Origin of the sequence: Stenotrophomonas pavanii, assembly GCF_900101175.1 — a bacterium.
Taxonomy (GTDB): Bacteria; Pseudomonadota; Gammaproteobacteria; order Xanthomonadales; family Xanthomonadaceae; genus Stenotrophomonas; species Stenotrophomonas pavanii.
Genome location: NZ_FNFQ01000005.1, coordinates 52,895 through 66,875 on the forward strand (window position 1 = coordinate 52,895; position 13,981 = coordinate 66,875).

The 13,981-nt window shown below is 68.4% G+C and carries 18 protein-coding genes; 9 read left to right on the forward strand and 9 right to left on the reverse strand.

From position 1 onward, the window contains the following. Positions 1 to 382 precede the first annotated feature (382 nt). The 4 genes from BLS66_RS10225 to BLS66_RS10240 all read left to right on the forward strand — a co-directional run bounded on the left by BLS66_RS10225 (position 383) and on the right by BLS66_RS10240 (position 2,550). The gene (locus BLS66_RS10225) at positions 383 to 886 is read left to right on the forward strand and encodes a phage tail protein (RefSeq protein ID WP_049470832.1); all 504 of its coding nucleotides are present in this window, start codon (positions 383 to 385) and stop codon (positions 884 to 886) included. Between the two features lie 14 nt (positions 887 to 900). Next, positions 901 to 1,431: a phage tail protein gene (locus BLS66_RS10230; protein ID WP_049470828.1), complete on the forward strand. Its 531-nt coding sequence runs from the start codon at positions 901 to 903 to the stop codon at positions 1,429 to 1,431. A 31-nt stretch (positions 1,432 to 1,462) separates the two neighbouring features. Then, positions 1,463 to 1,996: a phage tail protein gene (locus BLS66_RS10235; RefSeq protein ID WP_049470826.1), complete on the forward strand. Its 534-nt coding sequence runs from the start codon at positions 1,463 to 1,465 to the stop codon at positions 1,994 to 1,996. Positions 1,997 to 2,079: 83 nt separating this feature from the next. Next, the gene (locus BLS66_RS10240) at positions 2,080 to 2,550 is read left to right on the forward strand and encodes a GNAT family N-acetyltransferase (RefSeq protein ID WP_244152985.1); all 471 of its coding nucleotides are present in this window, start codon (positions 2,080 to 2,082) and stop codon (positions 2,548 to 2,550) included. Here BLS66_RS10240 and BLS66_RS10245 read toward each other — a convergent pair. Beyond that, complete coding sequence (locus BLS66_RS10245) at positions 2,543 to 2,836, reverse strand: DUF6916 family protein (protein ID WP_049470820.1); 294 nt, start codon at positions 2,834 to 2,836, stop codon at positions 2,543 to 2,545. The genes BLS66_RS10240 and BLS66_RS10245 overlap by 8 nt on opposite strands. A gap of 135 nt (positions 2,837 to 2,971) precedes the next feature. On the opposite strand from BLS66_RS10245, the gene BLS66_RS10250 reads away from it, so the two are divergent. Continuing rightward, positions 2,972 to 3,433, forward strand: coding sequence for a YybH family protein (locus BLS66_RS10250; protein ID WP_074725812.1), 462 nt, complete (start codon positions 2,972 to 2,974; stop codon positions 3,431 to 3,433). 127 nt (positions 3,434 to 3,560) lie between these two features. Here the strand turns inward: BLS66_RS10250 and BLS66_RS10255 are convergent, their stop codons facing one another. From BLS66_RS10255 to BLS66_RS10275, 5 genes are all read right to left on the reverse strand, one after another. Further along, on the reverse strand, positions 3,561 to 4,586 hold the full coding sequence (locus BLS66_RS10255) for an NAD(P)H-dependent glycerol-3-phosphate dehydrogenase (protein WP_021204061.1): 1,026 nt from the start codon (positions 4,584 to 4,586) through the stop codon (positions 3,561 to 3,563). 20 nt (positions 4,587 to 4,606) lie between these two features. Further along, complete coding sequence (gene secB, locus BLS66_RS10260) at positions 4,607 to 5,125, reverse strand: protein-export chaperone SecB (RefSeq protein WP_005407596.1); 519 nt, start codon at positions 5,123 to 5,125, stop codon at positions 4,607 to 4,609. Positions 5,126 to 5,225: 100 nt separating this feature from the next. Next, positions 5,226 to 5,663 carry a rhodanese-like domain-containing protein gene (locus tag BLS66_RS10265; protein WP_005420930.1) on the reverse strand — a complete coding sequence of 146 codons (438 nt, stop codon included), beginning with the start codon at positions 5,661 to 5,663 and terminating at the stop codon, positions 5,226 to 5,228. Between the two features lie 57 nt (positions 5,664 to 5,720). Further along, positions 5,721 to 6,146 (reverse strand): hypothetical protein, encoded by a 426-nt coding sequence (locus BLS66_RS10270; protein ID WP_049470818.1) that lies wholly within the window; start codon positions 6,144 to 6,146, stop codon positions 5,721 to 5,723. A gap of 32 nt (positions 6,147 to 6,178) precedes the next feature. Beyond that, on the reverse strand, positions 6,179 to 6,646 hold the full coding sequence (locus BLS66_RS10275) for a YiiD C-terminal domain-containing protein (RefSeq protein WP_049470815.1): 468 nt from the start codon (positions 6,644 to 6,646) through the stop codon (positions 6,179 to 6,181). Positions 6,647 to 6,681: 35 nt separating this feature from the next. On the opposite strand from BLS66_RS10275, the gene BLS66_RS10280 reads away from it, so the two are divergent. From BLS66_RS10280 to BLS66_RS10290, 3 genes are all read left to right on the forward strand, one after another. Beyond that, entirely contained in the window at positions 6,682 to 7,491 is an 810-nt protein-coding gene (locus BLS66_RS10280; protein ID WP_074725813.1) for a uroporphyrinogen-III synthase, read from the forward strand. Between the two features lie 104 nt (positions 7,492 to 7,595). After that, entirely contained in the window at positions 7,596 to 8,573 is a 978-nt protein-coding gene (locus BLS66_RS10285; RefSeq protein ID WP_074725814.1) for a uroporphyrinogen-III C-methyltransferase, read from the forward strand. A gap of 6 nt (positions 8,574 to 8,579) precedes the next feature. Next, positions 8,580 to 9,875, forward strand: coding sequence for a heme biosynthesis HemY N-terminal domain-containing protein (locus BLS66_RS10290; protein ID WP_074725815.1), 1,296 nt, complete (start codon positions 8,580 to 8,582; stop codon positions 9,873 to 9,875). 108 nt (positions 9,876 to 9,983) lie between these two features. Here BLS66_RS10290 and BLS66_RS10295 read toward each other — a convergent pair whose 3' ends face one another. After that, positions 9,984 to 11,279 (reverse strand): acetyl-CoA C-acetyltransferase, encoded by a 1,296-nt coding sequence (locus tag BLS66_RS10295; protein WP_005420942.1) that lies wholly within the window; start codon positions 11,277 to 11,279, stop codon positions 9,984 to 9,986. A gap of 93 nt (positions 11,280 to 11,372) precedes the next feature. Between BLS66_RS10295 and BLS66_RS10300 the strand changes: the two genes are divergently transcribed. Continuing rightward, positions 11,373 to 12,260, forward strand: coding sequence for a hypothetical protein (locus BLS66_RS10300; protein WP_053461823.1), 888 nt, complete (start codon positions 11,373 to 11,375; stop codon positions 12,258 to 12,260). Positions 12,261 to 12,745: 485 nt separating this feature from the next. On the opposite strand, the gene BLS66_RS10305 is transcribed toward BLS66_RS10300, so the two are convergent. Next, positions 12,746 to 13,372 carry a superoxide dismutase family protein gene (locus tag BLS66_RS10305; protein ID WP_049439226.1) on the reverse strand — a complete coding sequence of 209 codons (627 nt, stop codon included), beginning with the start codon at positions 13,370 to 13,372 and terminating at the stop codon, positions 12,746 to 12,748. Positions 13,373 to 13,409: 37 nt separating this feature from the next. Continuing rightward, positions 13,410 to 13,979 (reverse strand): superoxide dismutase family protein, encoded by a 570-nt coding sequence (locus tag BLS66_RS10310; RefSeq protein ID WP_064237394.1) that lies wholly within the window; start codon positions 13,977 to 13,979, stop codon positions 13,410 to 13,412. Positions 13,980 to 13,981 lie beyond the last annotated feature (2 nt).

The window sequence follows — 13,981 nt, forward strand, 5'->3', positions numbered from 1 at the left end:
GCCCAGCAGCAGGATTGCCCCAAGGCGGCCCCAAAAACGACGGCCGAGCCCATAGCGCATCGCGTCGCGATGCATCGACTCTGCGTGCCACATGTTTTGCCCCCTGCTTGCCCGGCTTCCCGACGGGCGCTGCGCCTTGTTGCGCGAGTGAGAAAACCGCCGTGGCAGCCGGTCGGGCAGCCGCGGTTCCTGACCTCCCCACCCGGCAGACTCCCTGGCCCTGCCCGGCGGTCCTGCCCCTCGAATCCCTGAATCACGTGGGCAGGCAGCGCGATATTCTTGCCCACAGCCACCGACACTTGTCAAGGATCCCGATAATGCGCCAGAGTTATATCGCCGGCCGGGGGCCAAGTGCCGGCGCCTATCCCAGGGGGAAAATCGTATGTCGGAACCCTTTCTCGGGCAGATAATGCCCGTGGCGTTCAACTTCGCGCCGAAGAACTTCGCTTTCTGCAACGGTCAGTCGATGTCCATCCAGCAGAACACCGCGCTCTTTTCGCTGTTGGGTACGTTCTACGGTGGCAACGGCACGACCAATTTCCAGCTTCCGGACCTGCGTAGCCGCACGCCCCGGGGATCCACCAATGGCAGCAACATGGGTGATCGCCAGGGGCTGGAGAGCGTGACCCTGCTGACGTCACAGATTCCCCAGCACGCACACGTTTTCGGCGGCACCACCGCCGACGGCTCAACGCGTATCCCACAAGGCAACGTGCTGCTCGGCAAAACCGGCACGCAGAATGTCTACGGTGCTTCAAGCGGAGCGCAGGTGCCCTTGAACGTGCTTGATGCCAGCGGGCAGACGCAGCCACACGCGAACCTGCAACCGTATCTGGTCATCAACTTCTGCATCGCACTTTATGGAATCTACCCTTCGCGCGGCTGACCGGAGTTTCTGCCATGTCTCAACCCTTTGTTGGCGAAGTCCGTCTGTTTCCCTACAACTTCGCGCCGGCGGGCTGGTTCGATTGTGATGGCCGACTGCTGCCCATTTCCGAATACGACGTGCTGTACACCTTGCTGGGCACCACCTACGGTGGCGATGGTGTGAACACCTTCGGCCTGCCCAACCTCTGCGGGCGCGTACCGGTTCACCAGGGCACCGGCATTGGCCTCGGCACCTATGTGCTTGGCCAGGCAGGCGGCAGCGAATCGGTCACCCTGACCACCGCGCAGCTGCCCGCGCATACCCATGCGTTCAATGCGGTGAACTCGGCAGCCACGTCGGCGGCACCCGGGCCGGCACTGCAGCTCGGCGCGGTCAGTGGCGACACGCTGTATACCGACAGCACCACCGACCTTGGCAGTGGCACCCTGGTGGCAGCATCGGTGAGCGCGATCGGCGGCGGCCAGCCACACGACAACACCATGCCCTCGCTGGTCGCCCGCTACTGCATCGCATGGGCAGGCGTCTTCCCATCGCAAGGCTGACGATCATCGACCGCCTACCAGGACCCCTATCATGAGCGATCCCTTTACCGGCGAAATCCAGATCTTCGGCTTCAACTTCGCCCCTTACAACTGGGCGATGTGCCAAGGACAGCTGATGCCGATCCAGCAGAACACCGCGCTGTTCTCACTGCTGGGAACGACCTTCGGTGGCAACGGCACCAGCAACTACCAGCTGCCGAACTTCACCAACAACATCGCATGCGGCCAGGGCAGCGGCCCAGGCCTGTCGCAGCGCGACATGGGCGAGACCTTTGGCAGCGACAATGTCACCCTGTTGATCAACGAGATGCCCAACCACACCCATGGCGCACGCATCTACAACCAGCCCGACACTGCGCATCGCAGTGGCATACCTGCCAATGGAAATGCACTGATCACGCCGGAGTCGAGTCCGATCCTGGCCGTGACACCGACAGTCAACAGTACCTTCCCGCTGACGACGGTGGGCGTCGCGGGTGGGAGCCTGCCGCATGAGAACCGGCAGCCCTATCTCGCCCTGAACTTCTGCATCTGCCTGTCGGGCGTCTTCCCGCAGCGGCCATGACGTCGAACGTGGCACTGGCTTTTCCCTCGCTGCGGGCAGCCTGGCTGCCCGCAACGGGGGACGGTCTTCCCGCAGGTGTGAGCGTGCGCGAAGCACAGGATGGCGACCTGCCCTTCCTGCAGCGGCTCTACGCCGAATCACGTGCGGCCGAGCTGGCCAATGTGCCGTGGCCGGACGCCTTGCGGCACGCGTTCCTCGATAGCCAGTTCGCGCTGCAGCACCTGCACTACACGCGGCATTACCAGCCGGCACACTATCTGCTGGTCGAGCAGGCGGGCCAACCGATCGGGCGCCTGTACCTGCATTGCGACGAGCACGAAGCCACCCTCATCGATATCGCCCTGCTGGACGCCGTGCGCGGCCGTGGCATCGGCTCGGCCCTGGTGCGCTGGGTACAACGCGCGGCGCATGCGGTGCCGCTGCACAGCGTCGTCCTGCATGTCGCCTGGGAGAATGTGGCCGCGCGCCGGCTCTACGAACGGCTCGCGTTCCACACCGAAGGCGATACCGGCAGCCACCTGCGCATGCGCTGGGTGGCGACAGCGGTCAGTTGAACAGTGCCTGGTAGATGAAGCCGGTCCGATCGCGCGCGATCGGCACCAGGAAAATGCCGAACTCGCCGAGCCCGTGGTGGCGCATGGTGTAGGTGCGCTGCGGGAACAGCACCGCCGATTCATTGCGGAACAGCAACGAGAACGGTGCGCGCATCTGGCCGGCAATCTGCCGATCAGGCATCGGCGCGGCTTCCACCAGCACGAAGGGGACACCGGTGTTCTCGATGTCGGCGCTGAACGTTTCGTTGAGATGGCCTGCGAACTGGTCCAGCTGGAAAAAGTGCATGCGTCCCCTCCCCCGGTTGACGTCGAGCATGCCGAAGCGTCCGTGCGCTTTCAATGGGGTCTGCGCCACCGCCTGCCGGGCGCGGATGGGGGATACTCGCCCTTGCGCTCACCGGCGCGCCCAAGGACTGAGCCGATGCGTATCTGCCTGCTGCTTCTCGCCCTGTCCGGACCGCTGCTGGCCGCCGATGGCCCGCCATCGGCGCCGGCTGCCACTGCGCTGCCGGAGGTACCGCTGCCCCCTTCGCTGGATCGCGTACTGCGCGACTACGAGCAGGCGTGGCACACGGGCGACGCCAAGGCGCTGGCCGGGTTGTTCGCCGAGGATGGCTTTGTGCTGCAGAGCAACCAGCCGCCGGTGCGCGGCCGCAGTGCGATCGAGGCCGCATATGCCGGACAGGGCGGCAGTCCGTTGCGGCTGCGTGCGTTGGCGTACGCGGTGGACGGGAATGCGGGCTACATCATTGGTGCCTACCGCTACGGCAACAACGTGGGGGACACCGGCAAATTCACGCTGACGCTGAAGCGCGTGGGCGATGGGCCGTGGTTGATCTTCTCGGACATGGACAACACCAGCGCGCCGCCACGGGCGCGGTGATTGCTGCCGCCGGGCGCCAACCAAGGTTGGCAGCGACCAGAAGCGGGTTCGGCAGTAGATCCACGCCATGCGTGGATGGGTCGCGCACATAAAAAAAAAACCCGGCACGTGGCCGGGGTTCTTCGATTCACTTGAACAGCGTGTCCGGATATTCCGGTTTCTGTTCCCGCGCCAGCAATGCGCGCAGCCCTTCTTCCGGCGTCTGCTCGCCGTGCAGCACGGCACGCACGCGGTCGGAGATCGGCAGGTCGATGCCATGGCGGCGCGCCTGTCGCATCACTTCGTCGGCGGTCTGCACCGACTCGACCACCTGGCCGATTTCGCGCACGGCATCCTGCAGCGTCTGGCCGCGGCCCAGGGCCAGGCCCAGGCGACGGTTGCGCGACAGGTCGCCGGTGCAGGTCAGCACCAGATCGCCGAGGCCCGCCAGGCCCATCAGCGTTTCCGGCTTGGCGCCGATCGCAGCGGCCAGGCGCAGCATCTCGTTCAGACCACGGGTGATCAGGCCGGCACGGGCGTTGAGGCCCAGCTGCATGCCATCGGCCACGCCGGTGGCCACCGCCAGAACGTTCTTCATCGCGCCGCCCAGCTCGGCACCGACCATGTCGTCGCCGGTGTAGGCGCGGAACGCCGGGCCATGCATCGCCTCGGCCACCGTCTGCGCGAACTCGGGCACGTCGCCGTGCACGGTGATCGCGGTCGGCAGGCCCTGGGTCACTTCCTTGGCGAACGACGGCCCGGTGACGACGGCCAGCGGCACGTCCTCACCCAGCACTTCGCGCGCCACTTCATGCAGGAAGCGGCCCGAACCGGGTTCGAAGCCCTTGGTGGCCCAGGCCACGCCGGCACCGGCCGGACGCAGCGGCGCCAGCGCGCGCACGGTTTCACCGAAGGCATGCGACGGCGTCACCACCAGGATCCAGGCCGCGCCCTCCACCGCCGACGCCAGGTCGGTGGTAGCCCGCAGGCTGTCCGGCAGCGGGATGCCCGGCAGGTAACGCGGGTTCTCGTGGCGCTGGTCGATGGCGTCGACCACGGCAGCATCGCGGCCCCACAGCACGGTCGGGTGACCGTGCCGCGCGAGCAGGCTGGCCAGCGCGGTTCCCCAGGAACCGGCGCCAAGCACGGCGATCTTGTCAGCGGGAGTGCTCATCCGTGACGTCGCGGCAGGAATCAGGCGTTGCCGGCCGGCTCGGAGTCAGCCAGCGACGGTGCGTCGCCCTGCTCCTGGCGCTGGCGCAGGGTTTCTGCGTACAGGCCTTCGAAGTTGATCGGCTGCAGGAAGAACGGCGGGAAGCCGCCGGCCTGGATCAGGTCGCTGATCAGCTGGCGCACGTACGGGAACAGGATGTTCGGGCACTGGGTGCCGAGCAGCACGTCGATCGACTGCGGGTCCAGGCCGACCAGGCCGAACACGCCGGCCTGCTTCACTTCGGCCACGTAGGCGGTGCGCTCACCGGCCTGGCAGGTCAGGGTCACGGCCAGCACGACTTCGAAGGCGTTCTCACCCAGGCGCTGCACCTGCTGGTTCAGATTCAGCTGCAGCTCCGGCTGCACCTGGTCATTGAAGATGGTCGGCGCGTTCGGCGACTCGAAGGAGACGTCCTTGACGTAGATCTTCTCGACGGTGAAAGCGGGGCCGGTAGCGGCATCGACCGGCGCAGCGGCGCCGTTGGTGATCTCTTCGGACATTTCCAGTAACTCCAGGTGAATGCAATGAAAACGATGGTCGAACTACTGCGATGGGGGCGGGATCAGGCCCAGACAAGGCCGGATCCGCCACCTGCGACAATCAGTTACGGCCCTTGACCAGCGGCAGCTCGGCCTGCTGCCAGGCGGGGATGCCGCCGTCGAGCACGTAGACCTTCTCGAAACCGGCCTTCTTCAGCGCCTTGGCGGCGGTTTCCGAAGCGTTGCCGCTGCGGCACACCAGCACCACCGGCGACTGCTTGGCGTTGGCAACCAGCTTGTGCTCCGGGCCGAAGGCACTGGCCTGGGCGTTGCGGCTGCCGGCAATGTGGCCCTTCTCGAAGTCACCGCTGGCCGACAGGTCGACCACCACCGTGCCGCCCGCGTTCATCAGCTGGGTCAGTTCGGCAGGCTTGATGCCCTTGAAGCCCCGGAACAGGCGGCGGATCTCGGTGACGATGATGGCCACGGTCAGGCCGACCAGGGCCGCGGACAGCATCGGGTTTCGGCCTGCAAAGGCCAGCAACTCTTCGTAATTCACTCAGGTCACGGGTCGATTAAGCGGGCGCCGATTGTCGCACAAGCCGGACGCGGCCCGTCACTGCCCCTTCCACAGGTCCGGCAGGCCGGCGGTCTGCCACCAGCGCTTGGCCTCCGGGTCCCAGCGCCAGCGCTCGACCACCACCACCGTGCGCTCGGCCTGGGTGTTCTGGTTGATCACCCCGATTTCGACCCGGCGCTCGACCAGGCCGCCATCCAGCGCGGCACTGCTGCGCTCGCGGTAGGACGACACGCGCAGCTGCGCGTAACGGTTGAGCTCGAACTCGGTCGGCGGCTTTTCCTTGCGCAGCTTCGGGTCCAGGTAGCCGATGGCATCGTCCATGCTGCCCCAGCGGATGGTGGCGCCGTAGGCGACCTGGGTCTCTTCCAGCAGCTTGCGCTGCTTGCGGCTCAGGTCGTCGGCCGAGGCCACGGCGCTGACCAGCAGCAGGGAATACATCAGGAACTGGATGAGGCGGCGCATCGGTGGTTTCCCCAGGACGTCAGCCTGCCATCCTACCCTCTGGCGAAGGCAACAAAGCGACCGCTGAACTCGGCCGCAGGCTTGCCATCGGCACCGGGCTGGGTGGCAATGATGCTGATCCGGGCCTTGCGGCGCTGGCGGAAGGTGTTCAGGAAGGCATCCCAGCCGGTGGCTTCGGCCGCTTCGGCGTGGGCATGCAGGTCCTCGTAGACCGGCGCCAGGTAGCGCAGGTTGCTGTCGGCCACGTAGACCTCGGCATCGTGGCCGGCCAGGCGCAGGCGCAGGCTGACCAGGGCCCAGCCGGACAGGGTCAGCACCGAGGCCAGGCTGCCGCCGAAGGCGTTGCCCTTGTCGTTGACGTTGGCGGCCAGCGGCGCGGTGATGCGCAGCACGCCGTCAGCATAGCCGTCGAGGCGGATCTGCATGGCGCGCACCGCCGGCATGCAGTCCAGCACGTCCTGCAGGGCGGCCAACGAGGAAGTCAGGGCATCAACGGACATCGGAGCAGCGACCACGACAACGAAGGGCCCGCATAATGCAGGCAATGGTCGACCATACGATACCCACTGGCGCCACCCGTTCCGGCGCGCGCTGGACCCTGATCTCGCTGCGCCCACAGGGCCAGCAGGCGGCGCTGCGCCGCGCCGTTGCGGGGCGGGGCGGACAGGTACTGGCGCTGCCGCCGTGGCGGCTGCAGCGCCTGCACGGCACGCCCGTGCTGCGCCAGCTGCAACGCGCGCTGAACTGCGACCGGGTGGTGTTCACCAGCCCCGCCGCCGTCACCGCCGCAGCATCGCTGCTGGCGCTGGCCGAAGCGCAGCGCAGCCCCTGGCTGACCGTGGGCGAAGGCACCGCGCGCGCGTTGCAGGCGCACGGCGTGGCCGAGGTGCATGCGCCGCAGCGGATGGACAGCGAAGGCCTGCTTGCGCTGCCGGTGCTGGCGGACGTCCGCGGCCTGCGCATCGGCCTGGTGACCGCGCCCGGCGGGCGCGGCCTGATCGCCGCGCAGTTGCAGGCGGCGGGCGCCACGATCGAACGCGCCGACGTCTACCAGCGCCGCCTGCTGCGCCTGCCTCGGCGCACGCTGGCCCGCTTGGCGCATTCAGCCCAGCCGTGGGTGCTGGCCGTGAGCAGTGGCGAAGCGCTGCAGCACGTCTGGCAGCAGCTTCCGCCGGCCGAGCAGCAGCGCCTGCGCGCCTGTGCCCGCGTGGTGGTCGCCAGTGACCGCCTCGGCGAACAGGCGCAGGCGCTCGGCCTGCAGCGCATCACCCGCAGCGCCGGCCCCACCGCTGCGCAGCTGGTGGCCGCTGCACACGCCACGCTCACCGTCCCGGCAGCGACCTGAACAGGGACGTGGATCACGCTTGCCGCTGTCGTCGGCAACAGTGATGCTGTGCACAACGCGGCCAGCCGGACTTCCACCGGCGACGCTGCCGACAAGGAAGCCCGATGAACGACACTCCGCCCACTCCCCCACCCCATCGACCCGTGCGCTGGCTGCTGCCGCTGGCCGCTGTGGTCGTGCTCGGCGCGGGCGGCTATGCCGGCTGGTACGTCTGGCAGCAGCAACAGCATGAGCAGGAAGCGCAGGCACAGACCACGGCCGTCCAGCTGAAGGGCCTGGAGGCCACGCTGGATGCGCTGCGTCGTGACCAGCGCGCGACCAGCCAGCGCCTGCAGGACGCAGCGACCACCAACCGCGTGCTGCGCGACGAGATGCTGGGCCTCTCCCAGCGCAGCGCGTTGCTGGAAGAGAACCTGGCCAAGCTGGCCGACAGCGCCAACCAGGGCCGCCAGGCAGTGCAGCGCGACGAGGCCGAGCTGCTGCTGACCCAGGCCGCACAGCGCCTGAACTACGCCGACGACGTAGACGGCGCACGTCGCCTGTATGCGCAGGCGGCCACCGCACTGGCCGAACTGCCCGACACTGAGGGACTGAACCTGCGCCAGGCGCTGGTGCAGGAGCGCGAGGCACTGGATGCACTCGGCAGCGGCCCGCGCGTGCAGGCGCTGCAGCGCCTGGATGCTGTGGCCCAGGCGCTGCAAGGCCTGCCCTCGCAGATCACCGGCACGACCGGCGGCAACGCAGCCAAGCCCTGGTGGCAGGCCACGCTGGCGCCGTTCGTGGACATCACCCCGAGCCGACAGAACGGCCCGCTGACCGCCGCCGAGCAGCGCACTGCCGACGATGCGCTGCAGCTGGAACTGACGTTGGCCCGTGCCGCCATCGAGCGCGGCGACCGGGCCGGCCGCAATACCGCCCTGGACCGCGTGGAGCACTGGGCACAGCGGCGCTGGCCGGATTCACCAGCCCTGCGCGCGCAACGTGCTGAACTGAAGGCCTTGCGCGAACTGCCGCTGCAGGCCAACGACGCTGTCCTTGGCAGCACCCTGCAACAACTGCGCACCCAGACCGACCGGAGGTAAGCCCGCATGAAACCCCTGCAATCCCTGGTCGTGCTGTTGCTGGCCGTGGCCATCGGCGTGGTGGCCGCGCAATGGCTCGGCGCCGATGACCTGAACCGCTTTGGCGAGGTGACCCTGCGCTACGGCGGCTACGACTACCACAGCAACCTGCCGAAGGTGGCGCTGCTGGCAGTGATCACGGTGCTGGTGCTGTGGCTGCTGTGGAGCCTGATCGCCGCACCGTTCCGCGCCTGGGGCCGCTACCGCCGCAAGCAGGGCCGGGTGCGCCTGATCGACGGCCTGCAGGCCTATGAGCATGGCCAGTGGCAGCGTGCCGAAAAACTGCTGGACGGTGCGGCCAAGGACCCGGAAGTGAGCGCAGTGGCGCTGGCCAATGCGGTGCGCAGCGCACAGGCACGCGCCGACGGCCCGGCCGGCGAAGCACTGCTGCAGCGCCTGGGCGAAAGTGACGCCACCCTGCAGGCGCTTCTGCGCGCCGAACAGCTGCTGGCGCGCGACCTGCCGGTGGATGCGATCAACGCGCTGGACGTGGCGGCGATCCAGCCGCTGCCGCCACGCGGCCTGTGGCTGCGCACCGAGGCACTGGCACAGGCCGGCCGCGCCCACGAGGCGTATGGCCAGCTGGGTGCACTGCGCCAGAGCAAGGTGCTGCCGGCCGAGGCCAGCAGCGAACTGGAAGCGCGGCTGGCTGCGCAGGCGCTGCTGGAAGCGGCCGACGTCAACGCACTGGCCGCGCAGTGGGAAGCCACGCCGAAGGCGTTGCGCCCGACCCCGGACGTGGTGGGCGCCTATGCCAGCCGCGCCGTGGCGCTGGACTGGGACGAGCCGGCGCTGCTGGCGCTGGAACAGGCCCTGGACCAGCGCTGGGATGACGGACTGGTGGCGCTGTATGGCCGCCTGCCGGCCGAGCGCCTGGCCACCCGCCAGGCCAACCTCGCTCGCTGGCGCAACGTGCATGACGGCTCGGCCGCGCTGCGGCTGGCGCAGGGCCGTGTGGCCCTGGCCCAGCAGCAGTGGGAGGCCGCCGATGCGTTCCTGCACGAGGCCATCGCCGCGGGCGCCGGTGCACCGGCGTGGGAAGCACTCGGTGAACTGTTCGCCCAGCGTGGCGAACACGCGCTGGCCGCACAGTGCCTGGCCAATGCGCTGCGCCTGCAGCGTGGCGAGGACAGCGTGGCGCTGGCGCGCGGCAGCGAGGCGCCACTGCGTGCCACGGTGGAAGAGCAGCCGATCGCGGTGCAGCCGCCGGTGTATGACGCCAACGAAGAGCGCGACGAGTTCGGTAATCCGCGGTTGCCGTGAAGCGTGCCGACCAGCGGTCGGCACCCACCGATGCAAAAAAGAACGCCGCCCATTGGGCGGCGTTTTCGTACCCGCGCTGCCGGCCAGCGGCCGGCAGTACCGTGATGCTCAGCGTTCGACGATCGCCACCACGCCCATGCCGCCGGCGGTGCAGATCGACACCAGCGCGCGGCCACCGCCGCGTTCGGCCAGCTGCTTGGCGGCGGTGGCGATGACGCGGGCGCCGGTGGCGGCGAACGGATGACCGGTGGCCAGCGACGAACCCAGCAGGTTGATCTTGTCCGGGTCGATGCGGCCCAGCGGTGCGTCCAGCCCCAGGCGGTTGCGGCAGTAGTCCTCGCTCTCCCACGCACGCAGGGTGCACAGCACCTGCGCGGCGAAGGCTTCGTGGATCTCGTAGATGTCGAAGTCCTGCAGGGTCAGGCCATTGCGCTTGAGCATTTCCGGCACCGCGATGGTCGGTGCCATCAGCAGGCCTTCGCCATGCACGAAGTCCACTGCCGCCACGTGTGCGTCACGCAGGTAGGCCTGCGGCTCATGGCCATGCGCGCGCGCCCACTCTTCGCTGGCCAGCAGTACCGCAGCGGCACCGTCGGTCAGCGGGGTGGAATTGGCAGCGGTCAGCGTGCCGCGGCCGGAAACCTTGTCGAACGCCGGCTTCAGCGTGGCCAGCTTTTCCAGCGAGGTGTCTGGGCGCAGGATGTTGTCACGCTCGACGCCACGGAACGGTGCGATCAGGTCGTTGAAGAAGCCACGCTCGTAGGCAGCAGCCAGCTTCTTGTGCGAGGACACCGCCCACTCATCCTGCGAGTCGCGCGAGATGTTCCATTCCTTGGCCATGTCCTCGCAGTGGTCGCCCATGCTCTTGCCGGTGCGCGGCTCGGCCACGCCCGGGAACTCGGGCTTGAGCTCGGAGAACTTGAAGCCGGCGGTGAGCGCGCGGATCTTGTCGCCGGTGCTCTTGGCGCGGTTGGCGGCCAGCAGGCGTGCACGCAGCTTCTTGCCGTAGACGATCGGCACGTCGGAGGTGGTGTCCGAACCGCCACCGATGCCCGATTCGATCTGGCCCAGCGCGATCTTGTTGGCCACGGTGATGATGCTGTCCAGCGAAGTGCCGCAGGCGCGCTGCAGGGTGATGCCCGGGGTCAGCGGCGACAGGCCGGAGGACAGCGTGGCCTCACGGCCCAGGTTCCAGTCGCTGGAGTGCTTGATCACCGCACCCATCGCCACTTCGCCCAGCTGCTGGCCGTGCAGGCCGAAACGTTCGACCAGCGCGCCCAGCGTACGGACCGACATGCCGAGGTTGCCGACATCCGAATACGCGGTGTTCTGGCGGCAGAACGGAATGCGGACGCCACCGAGGATGGCGACGGGACGAGCGTTGGGCATGGAGATACCTGGCATGGATGAGGGTGTCTGCAACATGGCCTGCACGGCGGAGCAGGCATAATGGAGCCAAGTGTAGCTGCCGCCCTGTGATGGGCCAACCGTGGAACCATGAGCAAACCCGACCCCGCGATGAATGCCCTTGGCGTGCTGGCCCTGGAACTGGCCGGCGGCGAAATCCCCCGCCAGGCGGTACTCAGCGCTGAACAGGCCGGTGAACTGGCCGAACGTGTCGGCCGTGACCTGTCCAAGCTGGTGCCACAAGTCGCCGAGCTGGACCTGGTGTTCGCCGCCGCGCATTTCGACCCGGCCGAAGTCCTGCGTCCGGGCTGGCCGATCCATCGCCGCTTGGAAGAACTGCAGATGCGTGCCCCGGGCCGCAACCAGGGCCCGCGCCTGCTGGCCTTCGGCACCGATGCCGCAGGCGATGTGCCGCTGCCGTTCCAGGCCGATGCGACCCTGGTGGGGGGCGGCCTGCGCGTGGTGCCGTTCCTGCTGACCGGCAGCGACGTGGCCACCACCCATGCCGTGGCCGAGGCGCTGGAAGACACCCTGCTGGCCAACGGCATGGCGCATGCCGATACCGCGCTGATGGCGCAGAACGCCTTCGGGGCCCGCATCGAGCACGCGCGCTATTTCACCGTGAACGACCTGGCCGCGATGATGTCGATGCAGTACGACAACCAGGGCCTGGCCGCATTGTGGCCGCTGATCGAGACCGCGATCATGGCGCCGGGCGAAGACGAGTGGCTCAATGCCGCGCCCGAGCCGTTGCTGCGCTATACCCATGGCGAGGCACGCATGGCGCTGTTCGACCCGGCCGGTTGGTGCGCGTACTACAACCACAGCAAGAACGACTGCGACCGCCTGCAGGGCATCTACGAGCAGTTCCTGATGCGCCAGCGGCAGATGGCGGCGGTGCTGGAAGCGCATGGCGTGCCCGTGCTGTTCGTGCACTGCGAGGCCGGCCAGGACGCACGCGAGCTGCTGGCGCGCTGAAGACGGGTAGTGCCGGCCGCTGGCCGGCAACGTCCGGATCTGCGATGGCCGGCCAGCGGCCGGCACTACCGATGAAGAAGAACGCCGGCTTGCGCCGGCGTTTTCCGTTTCCAGCAGAAATGGCCGCAGTGCTGTTCGTGCACTGCGAGGCCGGCCAGGACGCGCGCGAGCTGCTGGCGCGCTGAAGGCGGGTAGTGCCGGCCGGTGGCCGGCAACGTCCGGACCTGCGATTGCCGGCCAGCGGCCGGCACTACCGATAAAGAAGAACGAACGCCGGCTTGCGCCGGCGTTTTCCGTTTCCAGCAGAAATGGCCGCAGTGCTGTTCGTGCACTGCGAGGCCGGCCAGGACGCGCGCGAGCTGCTGGCGCGCTGAAGGCGGGTAGTGCCGGCCGCTGGCCGGCAACGTCCGGACCTGCGATTGCCGGCCAGCGGCCGGCACTACCGATAAGGAAGAACGCCGGCTTGCGCCGGCGTTCCTTGATGCTTACGGGGCCTTCTGGATCACCGCGCACGCCAGGCGCGCGCCGGCATTGCCGGTCGGCTGGGTCTTGTAGTCGTCTGCATCCGCGTGGACGATCAGGCCGCGGCCGATGATGTCGAAGTCATCGCCCTTGCCGATGTTGACGTTGCTCGACACCGGGCCGTCGATGGTGGCCACGCCCTTGTCGTCGGCCTTGATGTTGGGCATGTCGCCGCCGTGATGCGGATCGGTGGCGACGTTGCCGTGATCCTGCTTGCCGGGATTGAAGTGGCCGCCGGCGCTCATGCCGTCCGGCGCGCTGCAGTCGCCCTTCTCGTGGATGTGGAAGCCGTGCTCGCTGCCCGGCTTCAGGCCGGTGATCTGGCCGGTCACGTGGACCTTGCCGTCAACCACCTTGAAGGTGACGCTGCCCTTGGCTTCGTTGCCCTGGGTCGGTGCCAGCTCGGCGGTGGCCGAAGCATCGGCCGCCGGTGCGGCAGCCGGCTGCGGGGTTGCAGCGGGTTCGGTGGTGGCGCCGTCGGCCGGCGTGGCCGGCGGGGTTTCCGCCTGCGGCGCGGCCGGTTGCGGGTTGCAGGCCGCCAGGCCCAGCGCGGCGATGGCCGCAAACAGCGAAGTGTGGATCAGACGCATTGGAATCTCTCCCTCGATGATGCCTGTGGTGAAGTGATCAGCGGACGACCCGGATCACGCCACAGGCGATGCGGACGCCGGCATTGCCGGCGGGCTGGCTGCGATAGTCGTCGGCGTTGGCATGCACGACCAGTGCACGTCCGGCGATATCGGTGGCGGCGCCTCCGCCAAGGGTAACGCCCTTGAGGTGGATATCGACGTTGGCGCGGCCCTGGGCGTCGGCACGCAGGTTGTCCATGTCGCCCAGGTGGTGCTTGCCGGTGCCGGCGCGACCATGCGCAGCCCCGGCGGGGTTGAAGTGGTTGCCGGCGCTGCTGGCATCCACCGCGCTGCAGTCGCCACGCTCGTGGATGTGGAAGCCGGCCTGCTGCATCGGCTGCAGGCCACCGACCAGGCCGGTGATGTGGATGCCGCCAGGCTCCACCATCAGTGCGATGCGGCCACTGACGATGCTGGCCGAGGCCGGCGCGAGATTGGCCTCGCCCTGCCGGGCAGCGCTGACCACGGTGGGCGGCGGCGGCGTGGGTTCGGCCTTCTTCGGCGCACTGCCACAGGCAGACAGCAGCACGGCGGTTGACAACGACAGGATGGCAAAGGACAGGCGCATCA